At 69.3% G+C, this 19,701-nt stretch carries 20 protein-coding genes; 8 read left to right on the forward strand and 12 right to left on the reverse strand.

Annotated features, from left to right (window positions below):
- The first annotated feature begins 129 nt into the window (after positions 1-129).
- Together DIE22_RS14130 and DIE22_RS14135 are read left to right on the forward strand one after the other, a co-directional pair.
- Complete coding sequence (locus DIE22_RS14130) at positions 130-1,206, forward strand: glycosyltransferase family 2 protein (RefSeq protein WP_124500825.1); 1,077 nt, start codon at positions 130-132, stop codon at positions 1,204-1,206.
- A gap of 16 nt (positions 1,207-1,222) precedes the next feature.
- Positions 1,223-2,485, forward strand: a complete 1,263-nt coding sequence (locus tag DIE22_RS14135; protein WP_260426667.1) for a glycosyltransferase family 87 protein — start codon at positions 1,223-1,225, stop codon at positions 2,483-2,485.
- On the opposite strand, the gene DIE22_RS14140 is transcribed toward DIE22_RS14135, so the two are convergent.
- From DIE22_RS14140 to DIE22_RS14195, 12 genes are all read right to left on the reverse strand, one after another.
- On the reverse strand, positions 2,449-3,489 hold the full coding sequence (locus DIE22_RS14140; protein WP_124605336.1) for a TadG family pilus assembly protein: 1,041 nt from the start codon (positions 3,487-3,489) through the stop codon (positions 2,449-2,451). The two genes, DIE22_RS14135 and DIE22_RS14140, sit on opposite strands and share 37 nt — an antisense overlap.
- Positions 3,482-3,910, reverse strand: a complete 429-nt coding sequence (locus DIE22_RS14145) for a TadE/TadG family type IV pilus assembly protein (RefSeq protein WP_124605337.1) — start codon at positions 3,908-3,910, stop codon at positions 3,482-3,484. The genes DIE22_RS14140 and DIE22_RS14145 overlap by 8 nt, the downstream gene beginning before the upstream one ends.
- The gene (locus DIE22_RS14150; protein ID WP_124605338.1) at positions 3,907-4,764 is read right to left on the reverse strand and encodes a tetratricopeptide repeat protein; all 858 of its coding nucleotides are present in this window, start codon (positions 4,762-4,764) and stop codon (positions 3,907-3,909) included. The genes DIE22_RS14145 and DIE22_RS14150 overlap by 4 nt, the downstream gene beginning before the upstream one ends.
- Positions 4,761-5,705, reverse strand: a complete 945-nt coding sequence (locus tag DIE22_RS14155; protein ID WP_124500829.1) for a type II secretion system F family protein — start codon at positions 5,703-5,705, stop codon at positions 4,761-4,763. Before DIE22_RS14155 ends, DIE22_RS14150 begins: the two co-directional genes overlap by 4 nt.
- Positions 5,702-6,679 (reverse strand): type II secretion system F family protein, encoded by a 978-nt coding sequence (locus DIE22_RS14160; protein WP_124605339.1) that lies wholly within the window; start codon positions 6,677-6,679, stop codon positions 5,702-5,704. Before DIE22_RS14160 ends, DIE22_RS14155 begins: the two co-directional genes overlap by 4 nt.
- Positions 6,676-8,088: a CpaF family protein gene (locus DIE22_RS14165; protein WP_124500831.1), complete on the reverse strand. Its 1,413-nt coding sequence runs from the start codon at positions 8,086-8,088 to the stop codon at positions 6,676-6,678. Before DIE22_RS14165 ends, DIE22_RS14160 begins: the two co-directional genes overlap by 4 nt.
- A complete protein-coding gene (locus DIE22_RS14170; protein WP_124605340.1) occupies positions 8,085-9,308 on the reverse strand; it encodes an AAA family ATPase in 1,224 nt (407 codons plus the stop codon). Before DIE22_RS14170 ends, DIE22_RS14165 begins: the two co-directional genes overlap by 4 nt.
- 21 nt (positions 9,309-9,329) lie before the next feature.
- Positions 9,330-9,713 carry a CpaD family pilus assembly lipoprotein gene (locus DIE22_RS14175; protein WP_124500833.1) on the reverse strand — a complete coding sequence of 128 codons (384 nt, stop codon included), beginning with the start codon at positions 9,711-9,713 and terminating at the stop codon, positions 9,330-9,332.
- A 14-nt stretch (positions 9,714-9,727) separates the two neighbouring features.
- A complete protein-coding gene (locus DIE22_RS14180) occupies positions 9,728-11,107 on the reverse strand; it encodes a type II and III secretion system protein family protein (RefSeq protein ID WP_124500834.1) in 1,380 nt (459 codons plus the stop codon).
- Between the two features lie 62 nt (positions 11,108-11,169).
- Positions 11,170-12,186: a Flp pilus assembly protein CpaB gene (cpaB, locus tag DIE22_RS14185; RefSeq protein WP_124605341.1), complete on the reverse strand. Its 1,017-nt coding sequence runs from the start codon at positions 12,184-12,186 to the stop codon at positions 11,170-11,172.
- Between the two features lie 19 nt (positions 12,187-12,205).
- Complete coding sequence (locus DIE22_RS14190) at positions 12,206-12,685, reverse strand: prepilin peptidase (RefSeq protein WP_124605342.1); 480 nt, start codon at positions 12,683-12,685, stop codon at positions 12,206-12,208.
- 89 nt (positions 12,686-12,774) lie between these two features.
- Complete coding sequence (locus DIE22_RS14195; RefSeq protein WP_124500837.1) at positions 12,775-12,957, reverse strand: Flp family type IVb pilin; 183 nt, start codon at positions 12,955-12,957, stop codon at positions 12,775-12,777.
- Between the two features lie 810 nt (positions 12,958-13,767).
- Between DIE22_RS14195 and DIE22_RS14200 the strand changes: the two genes are divergently transcribed.
- From DIE22_RS14200 to DIE22_RS14225, 6 genes are all read left to right on the forward strand, one after another.
- On the forward strand, positions 13,768-14,850 hold the full coding sequence (locus DIE22_RS14200) for an ABC transporter substrate-binding protein (RefSeq protein WP_124605343.1): 1,083 nt from the start codon (positions 13,768-13,770) through the stop codon (positions 14,848-14,850).
- Positions 14,851-14,865: 15 nt separating this feature from the next.
- Entirely contained in the window at positions 14,866-15,705 is an 840-nt protein-coding gene (locus DIE22_RS14205) for an ABC transporter permease (protein ID WP_124605344.1), read from the forward strand.
- A gap of 22 nt (positions 15,706-15,727) precedes the next feature.
- Positions 15,728-16,552: an ABC transporter permease gene (locus tag DIE22_RS14210; protein WP_124500840.1), complete on the forward strand. Its 825-nt coding sequence runs from the start codon at positions 15,728-15,730 to the stop codon at positions 16,550-16,552.
- Between the two features lie 35 nt (positions 16,553-16,587).
- Positions 16,588-17,427 (forward strand): ABC transporter ATP-binding protein, encoded by an 840-nt coding sequence (locus tag DIE22_RS14215; protein ID WP_124605345.1) that lies wholly within the window; start codon positions 16,588-16,590, stop codon positions 17,425-17,427.
- Between the two features lie 170 nt (positions 17,428-17,597).
- Positions 17,598-18,554, forward strand: coding sequence for a TauD/TfdA dioxygenase family protein (locus tag DIE22_RS14220; protein WP_124605346.1), 957 nt, complete (start codon positions 17,598-17,600; stop codon positions 18,552-18,554).
- Between the two features lie 165 nt (positions 18,555-18,719).
- Positions 18,720-19,667 (forward strand): TauD/TfdA dioxygenase family protein, encoded by a 948-nt coding sequence (locus DIE22_RS14225; protein WP_124605347.1) that lies wholly within the window; start codon positions 18,720-18,722, stop codon positions 19,665-19,667.
- The last annotated feature ends 34 nt before the right edge of the window (positions 19,668-19,701 follow it).

The following is a 19,701-nucleotide window of genomic DNA, read 5'->3' on the forward strand; positions in this document are numbered from 1 at the left end:
CGTCGTCCGGCCGGCGGTGGACACGCAGGCCGGAACCGAATTCGCGCCGAACCGGGCCGGGCCCGTTCGGCACACGACAACCGGAACCATACGGTGCAGCGCAGGCCGGATCTCTCGGGGAGCCGCAGCATGTCCACGCACGCCAGGAAGCCGCTGATATCGCTCGTCGTGCCGTTTCATGACGAAGAGGAAGCGATCGACGCGTTCTTTGCCGAAACGCTGCCCATTCTCGAATCGGTCGACGGCGTCCGCTTCGAGATCGTCTGCATCAACGACGGCAGCCGCGATCGCACGCTCGACCGGCTGCTCGCGGTCGCCGCCGGCGACGCGCGCGTGCACGTCGTGGATCTCACGCGCCGCTTCGGCAAGGAGGCGGCGCTCACCGCTGGCCTGGACGAGGCGGCCGGCGCCGCCGTGATCCTGATCGACGCCGACCTGCAGGACCCTCCCGCGCTGATTCCCGCGATGATCGAACACTGGCGCGGGGGCGCCGAGGTCGTCGCCGCGAAACGCACCGACCGGATGTGCGATCCCTACCTGCAGCGCGCGGCGGCGGCGCTCTACTATCGCGTGCACAATGCGCTGTCCGAGGTGGAAATGCCGGAAAACGTCGGCGATTTCCGCCTGATGGATCGCGAAGTCGTCGATGCGCTGCGCGCGCTGCCGGAGCGGCGACGGTTCATGAAAGGGCTGTTCGCGTGGGTCGGCTTTCGCACCGTGATCGTCGAATACACGCGTGCGCCGCGCAGCGGCGGCCGCTCGAAGTTTTCCGGATGGCGGCGCTGGAATTTCGCACTCGAGGGCATCACGAGCTTCAGTACGGTGCCGCTGCGCGTGTGGACCTACGTCGGCCTCACGTTCGCGATGCTGTCACTCGTGTATGGCGCCTTCATCGTGGTGCGGACGCTGCTGTTCGGCAATCCGGTGCACGGCTACCCGTCGCTGATTTCCGTCGTGCTGTTCGTCGGCGGCATCCAGCTGATCGGCATCGGTGTGATCGGCGAATACCTCGGCCGGATCTATCACGAGTCCAAGCAGCGCCCCGTCTATCTTGTCAGGCGCCGCTACCGTGCCGAGCGGGACGCCGCCGCGCAGCCAGCGTCGAAGCTGCTGCAGTTCCCCCTGAAGCGCGCGCACGCGGCCCGCCGCCGCACCGCGATACCGGCAGGCGCCGGCATCGCCGCCCGCAAGTCATCGTTCAAGTAGAACGGGGGCGCGGCAATTGGACATTCCGCAGCAATCGATGCGCTCGGCGAAGCGGCCGGTCGCCGCGTGGCTGACACCGCGACGCCTCGCCCTGTACAGCGCGCTGATGCTCGTGTTCTACGTGCTGTTCATCGCGATCTGGGCAACCGTCATTCGTCATGCGCACGGAACGCTCCTGTCGCGCGCCGGCGCCGACTTCTCGATATTCTGGTCGGCATCGTACGTCATGCTGCACGGCTCGCCATCGCAGGCGTACGATTTCTCCGCGTTCTCGCGGCTATCGGCCGAGCTGTTCGCGAACCTTCGCCGCGACGCCTTCGCCCCGTGGCTGTACCCGCCCACCTATCTGCTGCTCGTGACCCCGCTGGCGCTGCTGCCCTTCGCGCTCGGTTATCCGCTGTTCGTCGCGTTCGGGGTCGTCGTGCTCGGCCTCGCCGCGTGGCGCGTATCCGGCCTTGGCACGATTCCCGGCGCATGGCGCTCCGGTACGCTCGCGCTGGCCGCCGCGCCCTGCGTGTTCGTCACCGCGACGCTCGGGCAAAACGCGTTCCTGACGGCATCGTGCGCGGCGCTGGCCGTCCATTGGGCCGGCCGGCGGCCGATGTGGGCCGGCTTCTGCATCGGCCTGCTGTCGGTCAAGCCGCAGATGGCGCTGCTGTTCCCGTTCGTGCTGGTTGCGGCGCGCGCATGGCGCACGATCGCGTGGGCCGCGCTTGCCACCGGCACGTTCGTCGCGCTGAGCGTGCTGATCTGCGGCCTCGAGTCGCTGCGCCTGTTCGTCGCCAGCACGGGACTCGCGCGCTCGATCGTCCTCGAACAGGGTGTGGTGTTCTGGCTCGTATCGCCGACACCGTTCGCGACGCTCCGGCTTGCGGGCGTGCCGCTCGGCGCCGCGTATGCCGCGCATGCGTGTATCGCCGCGATTGCGATCGCAGCCGCCTGCATCGTGTGGGCGCAGTCGCGCGATACCCGCTTGCGCGCGGCCGTGCTGACGGTCGCGACGCTCACGGCGAACCCTTATGTGTGGCACTACGAACTCGCGTGGCTCGCCATCGCGATCGCCTGCATGCTGGCGATCGGCTGGCGCGACGGCTGGCTGCGCGGCGAACAGAGCGCGATCGCGCTGATGTGGGCGCTGCCGGTCGCCGAATACCTGAACCCGTGGCTGCAGCTACCGCAGATCGGCCCCGCCGTGACGCTCTTCGCGCTGCTGGTGCTGCTGCGCCGCGCGCGGCACGACGCTCACAACGCGAGCCGCGGCGGCACGTACACGCCGTAATACGGCCCGACGCCCGTCGCGACACCGGTCATCTTCACGCCGGCGACGAAGTGCCCCTGGATGTACTTGTAGGTGCCGCCGAGCGACACGTCGATGTGGAACGCGGCAAACGCGACGATCGGCACGTAGGTGCTGCTCGACGTCTGCGTGACGACCGGCAGCACGACCGTCGTGCCGATCGGCACCGACGTGTAGAGCGTCGCCTTGACGCCGGTCGCGAGATAGATGCTGTCGCCGATATTGAGCGTCGTCGGGTTGCCGGTCACCATCAGGCCGCCCATCGTCGTCGTGTCGGTCGCGGTCGACTGGAACGACGTCCACTGGCCGCCCATGCACAGCGCGCCGTAGGTCTGGCCGTTCGTGATCGAGAATTCGTACGGCAAGCCCGTCAGCGGATTGATCAGCGGCTGGTTGGTCTGCGCATTCCAGTACTGGTTGTACACGCACTGGTCGATCGCGATCGGAAAGAGGCCGCCCGCCGCCACCCCGCCCGGCGCGGCGAGCACCGCGATCGCGGTCGCGCTGCCGGACGCACCGGGGATGCCCAGCAGACCACCGAGCAGCAGCGGAATCGAGCCGCCGTTCACGCCCGGCGCGCGCGATACCGTGACCTGCACCGCCGGCACGTCGTATGCGCCGGGCGTGATGGTGGTCGACTGCATCGATGCGGGGGTACGCGTCACGTTCCAGTAGCCGGTCGTCACCGTGCCCGTCGCCAGCGGTGCGCCGGCCGCCGAATTCTGCGCGATCACACCGTTCGCGGCCGGCGCGGCCTGCGACCAGTTCAGCGCGCCGCCCGTCGGCGACATCATCGCATCGGCCGCCGCGAGCGCGGCCGCGTCGGCGGCGTTCTGCAGCTGATTGCGCACCGTGGCCACCCACGCGATGTCGATCGCCAGCGCGCCGAACGACAGCAGCGGAATCAGGAACATCAGGAAGAACAGCGCGACGGAGCCGCGCGCGCGCGGGGGGCCGATGCGTCGCGTGCCGGCTGCGTCATTCATAGAGCATCACCGAACTGGCCGAAATCGTCACCGGGCCGGTCAGCGCGCTGAACGCCGAACCCAGCACCAGCCCGGAATACGTGTAGGTCACCGTGACCGTCAGCGCGGTGCCCGCCGTCGTGCCGTTCGCCTGCGTCACGGTCACGTTCGGCGTCGTCGCGGTGCCGCCGGTGATCAGGCTGTTCTGCGTATAGCTCAGCGCGACGTTGGCGATCTGCGTCGGGGTCAGCATCGGCACGCGCAGCACGACGCCGGCACGCGCGGCCTCGCGGCTCGCGTTCGTGATGACGGCCTTGTCGCACAGCAGCAGGCTCGTGTCGATGATGCCGATCAGCACCATCAGCAGGAACGGCAGCATCAGCACGAATTCGAGGGATACGACGCCGCGCGCGTGGCGGGCGCCCATCGCCCCGCGTGTCATTTTGCGGCCCCCGCGGCGGGCGGCACGGCGCGCGGCTCGAGCGCGGCACCCTTCAACGGTCGCGCGGCGGCTGGCGCCGGGCGCGACGCCAACTGCGCGCGCACTGCCTGGTAGACGCGCAGATTGTCGGCCACCGCCGATGCGGGCAGATCCGCTGACAGCAGCTTCTTCGCCGAATCGGTGTTGCCGAGCACGCCATACGCGAACGCGAGGTTCTGGCGCGCCTGCCACGGCGCGTCGGGCAGCCCGGCCACGTCGAGCAGCACGTTCACGCCCTCGCGCGGCCGGTTGCTCAGCACGAGCGACAGCCCGAGGTCGACGCGCAGCCCCTGCGCGTCCGGATGCGCGCGCAGCGCATCCCGGTACACGGCCTGCGCGTCCTCGTGGCGGCCCTGCAGGTCGAGCACCGTGCCGAGCCCTTCGGCCGCGAGCGGAAGGTTCGGCTGCGCGGCCAGCAGGTCGCGGTAGCGCCGGGCGGCCTCATCGAGCCGACGCTGCCGCAACGCGACGCGCGCGAGCCCGACCTGCGGCCCGAGTTCCGCAGGTGCCTGCTGCCGTGCCTGCTCATAGAGAATCCGCGCACGCTCCAGATCGCCGCTGCGGTAGTGGACGTCGCCGAGCCCCAGGCGCGCCGCGAGCGAATCGGGATGCCGGGCGAGCACCTTCTCGTACAGCGTCGACGCGAGATCGACGTTGCCGCCGGCGAGCGCGCTGTCGGCAATGCGCAGTTCGGCCTGCGGGTCGTCGCTCTTGTGCGACAGCGCCGGCCTCGTCTGGATGCCCGGCGCGCAGCCGCCGGTCAGCACCGGCAGCAGGGCCGCGAATGCGAGCGCACAGATGACGGATCGTGTCATTTGAACACCTCGAGCAGGCGGATCGCCGCCGGGCCCGCCGCGATCAGGCCGACCGTCGGCAGGATGAACAGCATCATCGGCAGCGTGATCTTCGGCGCGAGCTTCGCGGCCTTTTCCTCGAGCGCGACGATCTGCTCGGTGCGCTCGCTGCGCGACAGCGTGCGCAGCGCCTGCGTGACCGGCGTGCCGAATCGCTGCGATTGCGTGAGCGTCGTGGCAAGCGAGCGTGCCGACGCAAAGTCGACGCGCAGCGCGAAATGCGTCAGCACTTCGGACACGTTGCCGCTCAGCGTCAATTCGTCCGCGCATACCGTCAGTTCGTCGGCGAGCGGCGGGCAGATGCGCTCGAGTTCGCGCGCGACGCGCCGCACGCCCGATGCGAGGCTGTTGCCGGCCATCGTGCAGATCACCAGCAGGTCGAGCGCATCCGGAAAGCACGCGGCGATGATCCGCCGGCGCCGCCGGATCATCGCGCCGAGCACGTATTCCGGCACGATCACGCCGATCACGAACGCGGCGACCATCGCCACCGCGCGGATCACGAAGTATTCGCCGAAACGCGGAATGGTCGGGCTGAACACGATCGCGATACCCGCGAACAGCACGCCGCAGCTCAGCTTGATGCCGATCATCGACGACACCGCGCGGCGCTCGCGAAAACCCGCCCGGGTCAGCTGCAGCCCGAGCTTCGCACGCTGCATCGGATCGAGCACGGGCAGCCGCTCGCCGAGCTGCGCGAGCCGCCGCGTCAGGTCCTGACGCACCTCGCCCGGCTGCAGCCGCCCCGGCACCAGCGACTGCGGGCGCTGCCCGGCCGCCTGCTGCACGCGCGCGGCGATCCGCCGGCGCGTGCCGCCGCCGGGCGTCGCAAGCGCCGCCGCGACACACGCGAGCAACAGCAACAGTTCGAGGCCGCGGGCGGCCAGTATCGACAGGGTCATCGCGCGGTATCCAGTTTCGAGATCTTGTGGATCGTCAGCAGTCCGATCGTCAGCAGCACGGCGGCGATCGTCAGCAGCACGCGTCCGGCGTGCGTGTCGAACAGCAGCATCACGTATGCGCGGTTCACGACGAACAATGCGCCGATCATCACGAACGGCACCGCCGAAATGATCTTCGTCGTGATCCGCCCCTCGGCGGTCAACGCGCGTGTCTTCAGGCGAATGTCGCGACGCGTGCGGATGATGCTCGACAACTCGTCGAGCGTCTCGCCGAGGCTGCCGCCGGTCTCGCGCTGCAGCAGCAGGTAGACGGTGAAGAACGAGAAGTCCGCGATCATCAGCCGGTCTGCCGCGTACGTCAGCACGTCCTTCAGGTCGGCGCCGACGCGCAGGCTGTCGCCCATCGTGCGGAACGTCGAGCGCACCGGCTCGGCCGCGCTGTCGCCCACCGTGCTGATCGCCTGCGTGACCGGAATGCCTGCGCGCACCGCACGCACGATCAGGTCGATCGCGTCCGGGAATGCTTCGAGGAAACGCAGCCGGAAACGCTCGACCAGTGCGCGGTAGCTGGCGCGCATCGCCACCAGCGGCAGCCCCACGTAGATCAGCGGATGCAGGACGCGCGGGAGTGCGACGAACTGCATCGCGACGATCGCCGCGATCGCGCCGGCGATCGTGCTGGCGACGACGATCCGCATCCCGCGTTCGCCGCCGACCGCGCGCACGCGCGTCACGTAGCGCTGCAGCCACGCGCGCGCGCGGCTTTGCCGGCGCGGCAGGTTGAACAGCGCGACGCCGGGCACGGCATCCGCACCGGCCTTCCGGCCCGCCAGCGACGGTGCAAGGTGCTGCATCCGCGCGCGAATGCGCTGCTCCGGCGTGCGGCCCGCACGATCCAGCAGCGCGGACAGCACGAGGCCCAGCGCGAGGATCACGACGAATGCGCCGAGCGCGACGAGGTCCGCGGCCCTCATTGCCGGAATACCTCGGAGAGCGCGTCCTCGACACCGTAGTACGCGGCGCGCGGCGCGAACGCGGGCCGCAGCGACGATGCCTCGAACACGCCCTTCACCACCTCGCGCGTCGTGTCGCCCTCCTGGCGGAACGCGAACAGGTCCTGCGTGATCACCACCTCGCCTTCCATCCCGACGATCTCCGTGATCCGGGTCACACGGCGCACGCCGTCGCGCATCCGCTCGACCTGCACGAACAGGTGCACGGCGCTCGCGATCTGGCGCCGGATCGACAGCAGCTGCAGGTTCGCGTTTGCCATCATGACCATGCTTTCGAGCCGGCTGATCGCGTCGCGCGGCGAGTTCGCATGGATCGTCGTCATCGAGCCGTCGTGACCCGTGTTCATCGCCTGCAGCACGTCGAACGCCTCGGCACCGCGGATTTCGCCGAGGATGATGCGGTCCGGCCGCATCCGCAGCGCGTTGCGCACGAGGTCGCGCTGCGAGATCCCGCCGAGCCCTTCGGTATTCTCCGGCCGCGTCTCGAGACTGACGACGTGCGGCTGCAGCAGTTGCAGCTCGGCCGCATCCTCGATCGTGACGATCCGCTCGTGCTCCTCGATGTGTTGCGACAGCGCGTTGAGCAAGGTCGTCTTGCCCGAGCCGGTACCGCCCGAGATCACGATGTTCAGCCGGCACGCGCAGGCGATCTTCAGCACCTGCAGCATCCCGTGCGAGATGTTGCCCTGATGTGCCATCCGCGCGAGCGTGATGTCTCGCTTCGCGAACTTGCGGATCGAGATCGACGCGCCGCGCATCGCGATCGGCGGCAGCACGACGTTCACGCGGCTGCCGTCGGCGAGACGCGCATCGACCATCGGGCTGCTCTCGTCGACGCGGCGCCCGACCGCCGCCGCGATCCGCTGCGCGACGCTCGTCACGTGCGCGTTGTCGCGAAACTTCAGCGACGTGAGTTCGAGCCGGCCCGCGCGCTCGACGTACACCTGGTCGGGGCCGTTCACGAGGATGTCGGAGACGGTGTCGTCGGCGAGCAGCGGCTCGATCGGCCCGACGCCGAACATGTCGTTCAGGATCGCATCGACGATCAGCACCTGCTCGCCCGCCGTGATCTTCAGGCGCTCGCGCTCGACCGTGTGCGCGGCCACCTGCTCGATGCCCGCACGCACTTCGTCGCGCGTCTTCATCAGCGCCGCCGACATGTTCATCGACGTGAACACCGCGGTGCGAATCGCGTCGAACTTGCCGGAGCGGATCAGCGCCTCCTGGGTATCGGCCGCCGCGGGCCCGCGGGCAGGCGCGGGAGCCGGGCTCGCGACCGGCCCCGGCGCCGGTGCGTCGCCGCGCGGCGCGGCAGGCGTGCCCACCGGTGCAGCGTCCGGCGTCGGCTCTTTGCGGGTGCCGAACGTCACGATCCTTTCCTCCATCTGACGAAGCGCGCATACCACGGCTCGGCGACGGCCATCGATTCCCCGGTGATGCCGTTCGCGAGCCGCCGGATCTCGTCCAGGAAGCCATGGCGCTTCGCGCCTTCGATCGGCTCGCCGAGGTTCTCGGCGGTCGCGAGCGACTGCGGCTCGTGCGGCAGCTCGCGCAGCCTCACGCCGCCGAATGCGTCCTCGAAGTCGGTCTGCGCGACGCGCCCCTTGACCGGCTCGAGCGGATTGTTCAGCACCATCGACAACAGCCGCTCGCCCGGCAGCTCCCTCACGAAGCGCGCAAGCCGTGCGGCTTCGTACGCGGCATGTACCGAGCGGTCGGCGACGACATAGACGAGATCGGACGCTTCCAGTGCACCCTCGAACAGCTTGCCGGCGCGGGTGCCCACGTCGAACAGCACGTAATGGAAGCGGTCCTGCAGCATGCCGACGAGCTGCGCGATCGCATCGTCGCGCAGCGGCGCGTCTTCGCCGTACGCCAGTTCGGCCGACAGCACATGCAGGCGGTCGCCCTTCGTGACGAACATGCGGTCGAACAACGCGTCGTCGGGACGCTGTTCCATGTTCAGCAGTTCGATCAGCCCGTTGTTGCTCGACAGCCCGAGCATCGAGTTCGCGCCCCCGCCATGCAGGTTCAGGTCGACGTACGCGACGCGGCGGCGCTTCTCCCCCGCGAGGCAGCGGGCAAGGCTCACCGCGATCGTCGTCGCGCCGATGCCGCCGCGCGCGCCGACGAAGCTGACGACCTTGCCGGTGCGCGCCTGCACGACCGATTCCGTCGCGGTCAGCGCGCGCCGCATCAACTCGACGGTCAGCGGCTTCACGATGTAGTCCTGCACGCCGATGCCGAGCAGGTTGCGGAACAGCCCGACGTCGTTCTGCGTGCCGACCGCGACGACCCGCACCGACGGGTCGCACACCTCCGAGAGCCGCATCAGGTCCGACACCGGCAGCACCGAATCCGACACGTCAACGATCAGCTGGCGCGGCGAACGCTCGTTGTGCTGCAGCAGCCGGATCGCGTCGTCGCAGTCGCCCGGCTGCACGTGGGCACGCGTGATCGACAGGTCCTGCGCGACGCGGCGAATCACGTCCTCGCTGCCCGCGTCCGACACGACCGCGACGAGATCCGCCGCTCCGGCGGAAGCGGCACGCTTGGCGTTCTGGCGATCGAGGACGTTCATGGGCGGCATCGTGATGGCATCGGGAGCGGGTCAATGGCCGGGCGAGCCGGTCGTCGTCAGCGTCTTCCCGGGTGTCGGCTGCTTCACGCGATCCTCGACGTAGCGGCGCACCGCGTCGGCCGCGACCTGCGCGTCCGCGCCGCCGTACGGCACGGGCGCGACGAGATCTTCCGGCCGCGCGAGCATGGTCGCGAGATTCGTGTAGGTCGCGCAGCCGAACGGCACACCGGGCCGCCCGAACCCGGCATCGACGAGATGCGACGGCTGCATCAGCTTCGCGCAGTCGGGCGGCACCGCGTGCACGCCGTCGAAGCCGATCGCGCGTGCATCCGGCAGGTTGATCGGCGGCGGCGCCGACAGGCAGCCTGCGAGCGCCGGCGACAGCAGGGCCGAGACGATGGTTCGAACTCGCATGCGCGCTCCTCCGTTCAGTACACGAAGCCCGCGGCGCCGACGAGGCGCGGCGTGTCGCCCGACAACAGGTCGAGCCCGAGGTTGCGCTGTATCGCGAACTCGAGATCGCTGCTCGGCCGCGCGACGGTGTCGAGCGCCTGCTCGAGCTGGCCGGGGCCGGTCGGCTGCACGATGTACGGCGTCACGATCACGACGACCTCGGTCTTGTTGTCCTGGAAGTTCTTCGACGAAAACAGCCGGCCGATGATCGGCAGCCGGCCGAGCCCCGGGATCTGCGACACGGTATCGGCAGTCTGGCTTTGCAGCAGCCCGCCGATCGCGAAGCTCTGCCCGCTCGACAGCTCGACCGTCGTCTCGACGCGCCGCACGGTGAGTGCCGGCACCTTGATGCTGCCCGTCGTCACGCTGTTGCTCGCATCGACCTCACTGACTTCCGGGCGCACCTTGAGGCTGATGCGGTTGTCGGCGAGCACGGTCGGTGTGAAGTCGAGCGACACGCCGAACGGCTTGTAATCGACCGTGATCACCCCCGTGTTGCCGGCCTGCGCAACGGGAACCGGAATCTCGCCGCCCGCGAGGAAGCTCGCGGTCTCGCCGGACATCGCGGTGAGGTTCGGTTCGGCGAGCATCGTGATCAGGCCCTCCTGGTCGAGCGCATCGAGCACGACGTCGATCGACCAGCGCCCCGCGCGGAACCCGCCGAGCACCGAGAATGCGCCCGTCGGCGACAGGTTGAACAGGCCGTTCGTCGGATCGAACAGCGTGCGCCCGTTGAACAGCCCGCCGACGAAGTTGCCGGCGCTGCCAAGCGAGCTCCAGTTGATGCCGAGCTGCTGCGTGACGTTGCGGCTCACCTCGGTCACCCGCACGCGCAGGTTCACCTGGATCGGGCGCGACAGCGTGAGCCGGTTGACGATCTTTTCCTTGTCGCGCAGGTACGGCGCGAGCGACTGCATCACGGCGTCCGCGTCGGCCGCGCTCGGCACCTTGCCCGACACCATCAGCGAGCCCGGCGCGCCGGACACCGACAGCTTCAGTTGCGGAAAGCGGCTGTCGAGCACCGCCTGCAGCGACGCGGTGTCGACCTGCACGATCACCGTCCGGCGCAGGATCGGCCGATGGTTCGCGCCAAGCGCGATCAGCGTGGTGGTGCCGGCCTTCTTGCCGAACACGAACACGGTGCGCGGCGACGGCACCTGGATGTCCGCGATGCTCGGGTCCGCGACGAACATCGCGGTCGCGGGTTCGGGCAGCGACAGCATCTCGCCCTTGCCGGTCGCGATCGACAACGCCGCGCCGGCGTCCGCCGCCTGCGCGCGCTGCGCGAGCGCGACACCCGGCGCGACGATGCAGGCCAGGCACCAGAAAGCGATCCATCGAACCATGCGCACCATGCGTCTTCCCGTCAAATGCCTGCCGCCGAGCGGCCGGCCCCATTCGTCACCGTGTCACCGTGTCACTGCGGCGCCGCCGGCCGCGGCGCTTGCGCCGTCGCGTCCGCGGCAGCGTTGCCGCCCGCGGGCCCGGCCGGCGCAACCGGCATGCCCGGCCAACCGGCCGGTAGCGGCGGCACGCCCGGCATGCCGGTGCCCGTGCCCATGCCGTGCGATCCATCGTCGACCGACGAGCCGCGATAGATCACGACCGTGTTGCCCGGCGACGCCGGCCGCGTGCCGGCGTCCGTCCGCGCGGACGGCACCCGCGCCGCGCGCGACACGTCGCCGGCCCACACCGGCGGCGTATCGGGCTCCGCTTCGTCGCTGCCTGCCGCCTGACGGCGATCGCTCGTCGCGAAGCTGCGCAGCGCCAGCGACAGCGAGCCGAGGCGCGTCGCGACCAGCACGACCTGCGCGGTGCGCGGCGCGACTTCGAGCGTGACCGTGCGCGCGCGGACCGGCGCGTCCACCGCGCTCGCGGGTGCCTTCGCGCGCTGGAATTCCGAGCCGACCGCGAGCACGCGCGCGCGCCGCACGACCGTCTCCGCTTCGAACGTGCCGGGCGTCGTCGCGGAACCGCCGATCTGCTGCGTGAGCACCACGTCGACGAAGTCGCCCGGCTGGATCAGCCCCGCGTTGCCCGACACGTCGTCGACCGGCACCGAGATCGCGCGCATGCCGGGCTGCAGCGCGGCCGCGAGAAAATCCGGCGCGCCGGCCGGAATCACGTTGTCCGTGCGGATCGGCGCCCCGGCGTCGACGCGGTTGCGCAGCAGCGCGCCTTTGAGCTCCGCGCCCGGTTGGGATTCGACGAACGCACCGGCCGGCACCTGCGCGCGCGGCATGCGCTTCCACGCAAGATCGTTGTCGCGCAGCAGCAGCCCTTCGGGCAGGTCGGCCGCCGCGACACGCACGCGTACCTCGGCCACTTCGCCGGGTGCCGACGGCGTCGACGCGGCGACGTACAGTTGCCGCAGGAGGAACGCGCCGATGCCGGCAGCGATGATCAGCACGGCCATTCTCAGGGGTTTGGGCATGGCAGCGTGCGTTCCCCGGCTAGGTGAGCGAAACCGCGTGGGGAAACGGCACCCAGACGGCAAGGGCACCGCCGAGCGCCAGCGCGACACCGTACGGTACGCCGCGCGTCGCGATCGCGCCGGCCGGTGCGATGCGACGCTGCCGCGCAACGGCCACCAGCACGGCGACGCCGTACGCGGCGCCGCTCGCCCCGATGATCGTCAGCACCGGGAGCGCCAGCGTCGGACCTGCCCACAGGAATACGGCCGCCGCCAGTTTCACGTCGCCGCCGCCGATCCAGCCGGCGTGACGCAGGCCGCCGAACAGCAGCAGCATCGCCGCGGCGGTCGCAACGTGACCGGCGAGTTGCGCGAGCCCTTCGCGGGCCAGCGCCGCCGCGACGAAATACAGCAACGCGAACGCCAGCACCGCGCGATTGGACAGGCGCCGCGCGCGCACGTCTTGCGTCGCGAGCGACACCAGCACGAGCGTCGCCGTCGACTGTACGAGATAGAGCATCGGAGATGCCGTCCGTCGGCGCGCCCCGGCTGGATACGTCGTACCGCTGCGGATCCGTGTGTTCGTCGGCGGCGCGCGGGTTCAGGGGATCAGATCAGCGCGGTGACCTTGTTGATCAGCGCCGTGAACACGGCCGGCAAGCCGCCGGAGGTGCTGCTCAAGATTACGCCCACCGCCGCCAGTGCAACCACGACGATGCCGCCCAGGACCGCGTATTCGAGCGAGCTGACGCCACGTTCATCGCGCAGCAAGGTCTTGACGTATTGCAGCATGACAACCTCCGTGTGACGGGGTCGGTGATCGACCGTTGAATGTAAAGACGCTGTGTTGCTTCGGTGGCGCGCACGGCGTTAGCCCATTCATGACTCATGCGGCAGCCCCGGCATCGGGCCGTTCGCATCCCCCGGAATCCATTCGATCGCTGCCACGCGCGGCGTACGGCAATGGCGTCTGCCGCTACGTTCGCGCGTCTGTTGCATAGCCGCATTGGCACGATGCTGATCACGCTGATTCGTCTAGGGTATAGACAATTTTTTTGGCGAATTCAAATTATTTGGCGTCGGAGTGCATTTATGGGCAACGGCCTTCAACGATGAAATACACGCAGATCATTTACCGCTTTTTCATCGCCATTCAGAAGGCTTGTCGCGGCGTGCAGTAAGAATGTTAACGCCGGGACGCATCATTTCTGCCGCTGCGCCACTCGATGATTTTTATTCAGCTTTTCGATATGCCGCGTGATTCGCATTTGCCAATTTGAAACGAACTCGCACACGCGTTGGCCGGTAACTTTTTTCGATCGAGCCGGCATGGCCCGGAAAATATTGCGCGCGCCGATCGCATTGCCCGATCCGGATCGGCGCCGCCATCATCGACGATCGATTCGCCGTCGATCGGCATGCGGGACCCGCACGTCGCGCTCGCTCGCGTCACCATTTCCAATCGGCGACACGCGTGATTTGCCAACCCGAAACGCGGCGATAAGCATAGTTCAAATCGTTGCTTGTCCCGCGCCCGACGCGTCCTCCAGAATGGTTCGACACCCTCCGGCCCGATTTCCACTCCTCGCCATCCGACGCTCCATGATCGACCGATTCCCGTCTCCACTGCGCCTGCTGCGATCGCTGCTGATCGCGTCCCTCGTCGCGTTGCCCGCCGCCGCCGCGCACGCCGACAAGCCCGCGACGATCCGCATCGGCGTCGCCCAGCAGGGCGCCGGCGATCCGCCGACCTTCGGCGGATCGAGCGCGGCGACCGTGCAGCTCCAGCAGCTCGTCGAAAAGGAATTCGCGGCCGACGGCATCAAGGTGCAGTGGCTGTTCTTCAAGGGCGCGGGCCCGGCCGTCAACGAGGCGATCGCCGACAAGGCGCTCGACTTCGCGTACCAGGGCGACCTGCCGGCGGTGCTCGCGCGCGCGAACGGGATCAAGACGCATCTGCTGCTCGCCGCCAGCGTGCGCTCGGGCGTCAAGATCGCGGTGCCGCCCGACTCCGATATCCGCTCGATCACGGACCTGAAGGGCCGCCGCGTGTCGATCTTCCGCGGCACCAACCTGCAGCTCGTCGCCGACAACGCGCTCGCGAAGAACAGCCTGAGCGAACGCGACCTGCGCGTGATCAACCTCGACGCCGCGAGTGCGCTCGCCGCGCTCGCGTCGAAGGGCATCGACGCATCGGTCGGCGACTATCAGCTGTACAAGCTGCGCGACGCGGGCCTCGCGAAGATCATCTACGAATCGCAGAACGACGGCCCGCAGCTCACGCGCCAGACCCACCTGCTCGTGCTCGACGACTTCGAGCGCGCGCATCCGGACCTCGTGCAGCGCGTCGTCAACGCATTCGTGAAGGGGGCGCAATGGTCGTCCGACGAGGCGAACCGCGACGCGTTGTTCAAGCTGTGGGCAAAAAGCGGCGTGCCGTATGCGTTATGGCAGGCCGATTATGCGAACCAGCGCCTGAAGGACCGCCTGTCGCCGCTGATCGATCCGTTCGTGATCGCGCGCTACAAGGCCGTCGCGCAGGATGCGCTGAAGCTGAAACTGATCCGCCAGGCGGTCGACGTCGACGGCTGGTTCGAGCCGAAGTATCTCGACAACGCGTTGCGCACGCAAAAGCTCGAACACTACTGGCCGCGTTACGACGCGGCCGGCCAGCCCCTTTCCTGACCCGGACCCGCCCCGATGAGCGACACCGCGATCCCGATTCCGTCGTCCGACCCGCATGCGCTCGCAGCGCCGTCCCGCGCGGCGAGCGTGAAGCGCGTGGCGTGGCGGCTCGCGCCGTGGGCGCTGCCCGCGCTGCTGTTCGCGCTGTGGACCGTCGGCAGCGCGCGCGGCTGGATCGCACCGCAGATCCTGCCGCCGCCCGGACAGGTGGCGGACTCGCTCGCGGAACTCGCGGCCAGCGGCGATCTCGCGCGCCACACGCTGATCAGCTTGCAGCGCGTGCTGGTCGGCTTCGCGGCCGGTACGCTGCTCGGTTTCACGACCGGCGCCGCGCTCGGCCTGTCGCGCACGCTGGAGGCCTACGTGCTGCCCGGCTTCAACGCGCTCGTGCAGATTCCGGTGCTCGGCTGGCTGCCGTTCCTGCTGCTGCTCGTCGGCGTCGGCGAGCCGCTCAAGTACCTGCTGATCGCGCATGCGGCGCTCGTCCCCGTGACGATGAGCACGCTCCAGGGGTTCCGCCAGACGCCGCCCGCGCTCGATGAAGTCGCGCGCGTGTTCGGCTATACGCGCCGCCAGCGCATCGTCCACGTCGTACTGCCGGCCGCGATCCCGACGCTCGCGACCGGCGTGCGGCTCGCGTTCACGAAATCGTGGCTCGCACTGGTCGTCGTCGAACTCGTCGCGTCGTCGGAAGGGCTCGGCTACCTGATCGTGTACGGCCGCCAGCTGTTCCAGCTCGATCTCGTGATGGCGGCGGTGATCGTCGTCGGCGCCGTCGGCCTCGTGATCAACCGGCTGCTCGACGCGCTCGAAGCACGGCTGCGCCGCGGCGTGCCGTCCGCGTTCCGCGGCTGAGCCTGACTCAAGGAGCCCTTCCGTGCCACCTGCCTCCACGTCGACGCCGGACACCGCGGCGCCCGCCGCCGCGATTGCCCGTCGCATTCCCGTGCCCGACTGGCGCGGATTCGTCCTGCCGCTCTCCGCGTTCGCGCTCTGGTGGGCCGTCTCGTCCGCACACCTCGTCAAAAGCGGACTGCTGGTCGGCCCCGCCGACGTGCTGCACACCGCGTGGACCCAGGCGGCCAGCGGCGCGCTGGCGCGTGCGCTGTCGGCATCGCTCGCACGCGAAGCGTGCGGCTTCGCGATCGGCGCGACCGGCGGCCTGCTGCTCGGCGCCGCGCTCGGGCTGTCGCGCATCGCCGCGCGCGTGGTCGGCCCGAGCTTCGACACGTTCAAGCAGATCTCGCTGTTCGCGTGGATTCCGCTGATTTCCGTATGGTTCGGCCTCGGCGACGTCGCCAAGGTCGTGTTCCTGTCGCTCGCCGCGCTGCTGCCGGTCGCCGCGCATACGTGCGACGGCATCCATGCGGTGCCGCGCGCGTATGTCGACGTGGCCCGCGCGCTGCGCTATTCGCGGCTTCAGCTCGTGCGCTACGTGATCCTGCCCGCCGCGCTGCCGTCGATCTTCACCGGACTGTATCTCGGCCTCATCTACTCGTGGCTCGCGACGCTCGGCGCCGAATACCTGCTCGTCGCCGGCAGCGGGATCGGCAACACGCTGATCGACGGCAGCGAGCAGTTCCGGATGGATCTCGTGCTGTTCGGCATCATCGTCGTCGGCACGACCGGCTGGGCACTGAACGCGGTCGCCCGTGCGATCGAACGCAAGGTGCTCGCCCGGCGCGGCGACCTGCGCCGCTGATCGCCCTCCTCCTTCCTGTCGCTTCCTTCTCCGTCATGACGACCCTCGCTTCCGATTCGCTCGATATCCTTCACGTGAGCAAGCGCTACGCGCAACGCGGCACATCGCTCGCCGTGCTCGACGACGTGTCGCTGCACGTGCGTGCCGGCGAGTTCGTCACGATCGTCGGCGCGAGCGGCTGCGGCAAGTCGACGCTGCTGCGGCTGATCGCCGGGCTCGATACCGACTACGCGGGCGAGATCCGCGCCGGAGATGAACGGGTGCGCGACACGTCGCTGCAGCGCGGGATCGTGTTCCAGGATCACCGGCTGTTCCCGTGGCTGACGGTTGCGCAGAATGTCGAGGCCGCGCTGCGCAACGCGCCGCTCGACGCGGCCGCCAAGCGGCGCGCGGTGGCCGGGCACATCGCGCTCGTCGGGCTGAACGGCTTCGAGCATGCCTACCCGAACCAGTTGTCGGGCGGGATGGCGCAGCGCGTCGCGATCGCGCGCGGCCTCGTGAACCGCCCGCGCGTGCTGCTGCTCGACGAACCGTTCGGCGCACTCGATGCGCAAACCCGCGCGCGCATGCAGAACGAACTGCTGCACATCTGGGAGCAGGAGGGCATCACGATGGTGCTCGTCACGCACGATGTCGACGAAGCCGTCTATCTCGGCGATCGCGTCGTCACGATGGCGCCGCGCCCGGGGCGCATCGCGCGCATCGTCGACGTCGCATTGCCGCGGCCGCGCCGGCGCGACTCGCCTGAATTCGCGCGGCTGCGCGACACGGTGCTCGCCGATTTCGACGATCGCGAGCCGCCCGCCGACGGCGGCACGAAACGCACCGCTGCTTCCGATGCGCACCGGATCGGCGCATGGCGGCTCGCGTGGTAATGCGGTAACGCGGTAATGCGGATGGCCCGATACCACGCACGAATCGTTCAGCATGACGACACATATCGATCATCGCGGCGCGCGCTAAGGTTGTGACGATTCATCGGTTCCGGTTTCGCGCGGTCCCTGCTTGAATGGAGACTCGACCGATCCGACCCAGGAGACTCCCGATGTCCGAAGTCCAGCACGCCGCTCACCCGTCATCGCATGCTTCGCACGCCGCCGCACCGCGCGCGGCCGCCGTCCCGCTTCAGCTTCGCCAGGTCGCCGGCCGGATCGGTGCCGAGATCGCCGGCGTCCGGCTGTCGGGCACGCTCGACGACGCGACGTTCGACGCAATCCACGCCGCGCTGCTGCGCCACAAGGTGCTGTTCTTCCGCAACCAGGGTCATCTCGACGACACCGCGCAGGAAGCATTCGCGCGCCGCTTCGGCGAGACTGTCGCGCACCCGACCGTGCCGTCCGTCGACGGCAGCGCGCACCTGCTCGAACTCGATTCCGCGCACGGCGCGCGCGCCAATTCGTGGCACACCGACGTGACGTTCGTCGATGCGTACCCCAAGGTGTCGATCCTGCGCGCCGTCGTGATCCCGCCGGTCGGCGGCGACACCGTGTGGGCCAACACGGCGGCCGCCTACACGCACCTGCCTGAATCGCTGCGCGCGCTCGCCGACACGCTGTGGGCGGTGCACACGAACGCCTACGACTACGCGTCGACGCACGTGCATGCCGACGACACGCAACTGAAACGCTATCGCGAAGTGTTCACGTCGACCGTCTACGAGACCGAACACCCGGTCGTGCGCGTGCATCCGGAGACCGGCGAGCGCACGCTCGTGCTCGGGCACTTCGTGCAGAAGCTGAAGGGGTTGTCGTCGCAGGATTCCGCGCATCTGCTGCAGGTCTTCCACGAGCACGTGACGCGCCTCGAGAACACCGTGCGCTGGAGCTGGCAGCAAGGCGACGTCGCGATCTGGGACAACCGCGCGACGCAGCACTACGCGATCAACGACTACGGCGATGCGCGCCGCGTCGTGCGTCGCGCGACCGTTCATGGCGACGTGCCGGTCGGTATCGATGGCCGCCGCAGCGTCGTACAGAAGGGTCCGGGCGCGACGCTGCAATGACGTTCGCCGCGCACGGTGGCGGCGTCAACCGCCGCCGTGCGCGGCGCCATCCCTGCATTCCCGACCGGAGGATCCGACCATGACCTTCCCGCCACCGGGCCGACGCGTGCACGCGCAACGATGTCGCCGGCCGGCCGCCCCGTTCACTTCCGCCAGGAGCGTCGCATGAGCGCCCTACCCGAGCCCGCCGCCCAGCCGGTCGACGTGATCCCGCTGTCCGCCCACATCGGCGCGGAGATCCGCGGCATCGACCTTACCCAGCCGTTGACCACGCCGCAGATCGCCGCGATTCGCGCCGCGCTGCTGAAATGGCGCGTGATTTTCTTCCGCGAGCAGTTCCTCACGCACGAGCAGCATGTCGCGTTCTCCGCGCAGTTCGGCGAACCGACCGTCGGCCATCCGGTGTTCGGCCACGTCGACGGTCATCCGGCCGTCTATTCGATCGCGAAGCATCGCAAGGCGACGCGTTTCGAAGGCGAGCCGGTGCGCCGGCCGTGGACGGGCTGGCACACCGACGTGACCGCCGCCGTGAATCCGCCGTGGGCGTCGATCCTGCGCGGCGTGACGATCCCGCCGTACGGCGGCGACACGCACTGGACCAACCTCGTACGTGCCTACGAGACGCTGTCCGCGCCGCTGCGCGGCTTCGTCGACGGCTTGCGCGGCGTCCATCGCTTCACGCCGCCGGCCGGTGCGCGCGCGACCGGCGCGTTCGACGAAGCGGTCGAGCGCCGCCCGCTCGTGACCGAGCATCCGCTGGTGCGCGTGCATCCGGAAACCGGCGAACGCGCGCTGTACGTGAGCCCGAGTTTCCTGAAGTCGATCGTCGGGCTGACGCCGCGCGAGAGCCAGGCCCTGCTCGAACTGCTGTGGGAGCACGCGACGCGGCCGGAATTCACGATCCGCTTCAAGTGGGAGCCGCGCAGCATCGCGTTCTGGGACAATCGCGCAACCGCGCATCTCGCGCCCGTCGATATCTTCGATCTCGACTTCGATCGCCAGCTCTACCGCACGACGCTCGCCGGCGACGTGCCGGTCGGCCCCGACGGACGGCCATCCGTCGCGCTCGACGGCTCGCCGGTCGAGGCAGCGGCCGCGGTCGCACTGAACTGACCGCGGCCTCGACAGCCGGCGCGCGCGCGCCGGC

The organism is Burkholderia sp. Bp9142, from assembly GCF_003853415.1.
In the GTDB taxonomy this organism is placed as follows: Bacteria; Pseudomonadota; Gammaproteobacteria; order Burkholderiales; family Burkholderiaceae; genus Burkholderia.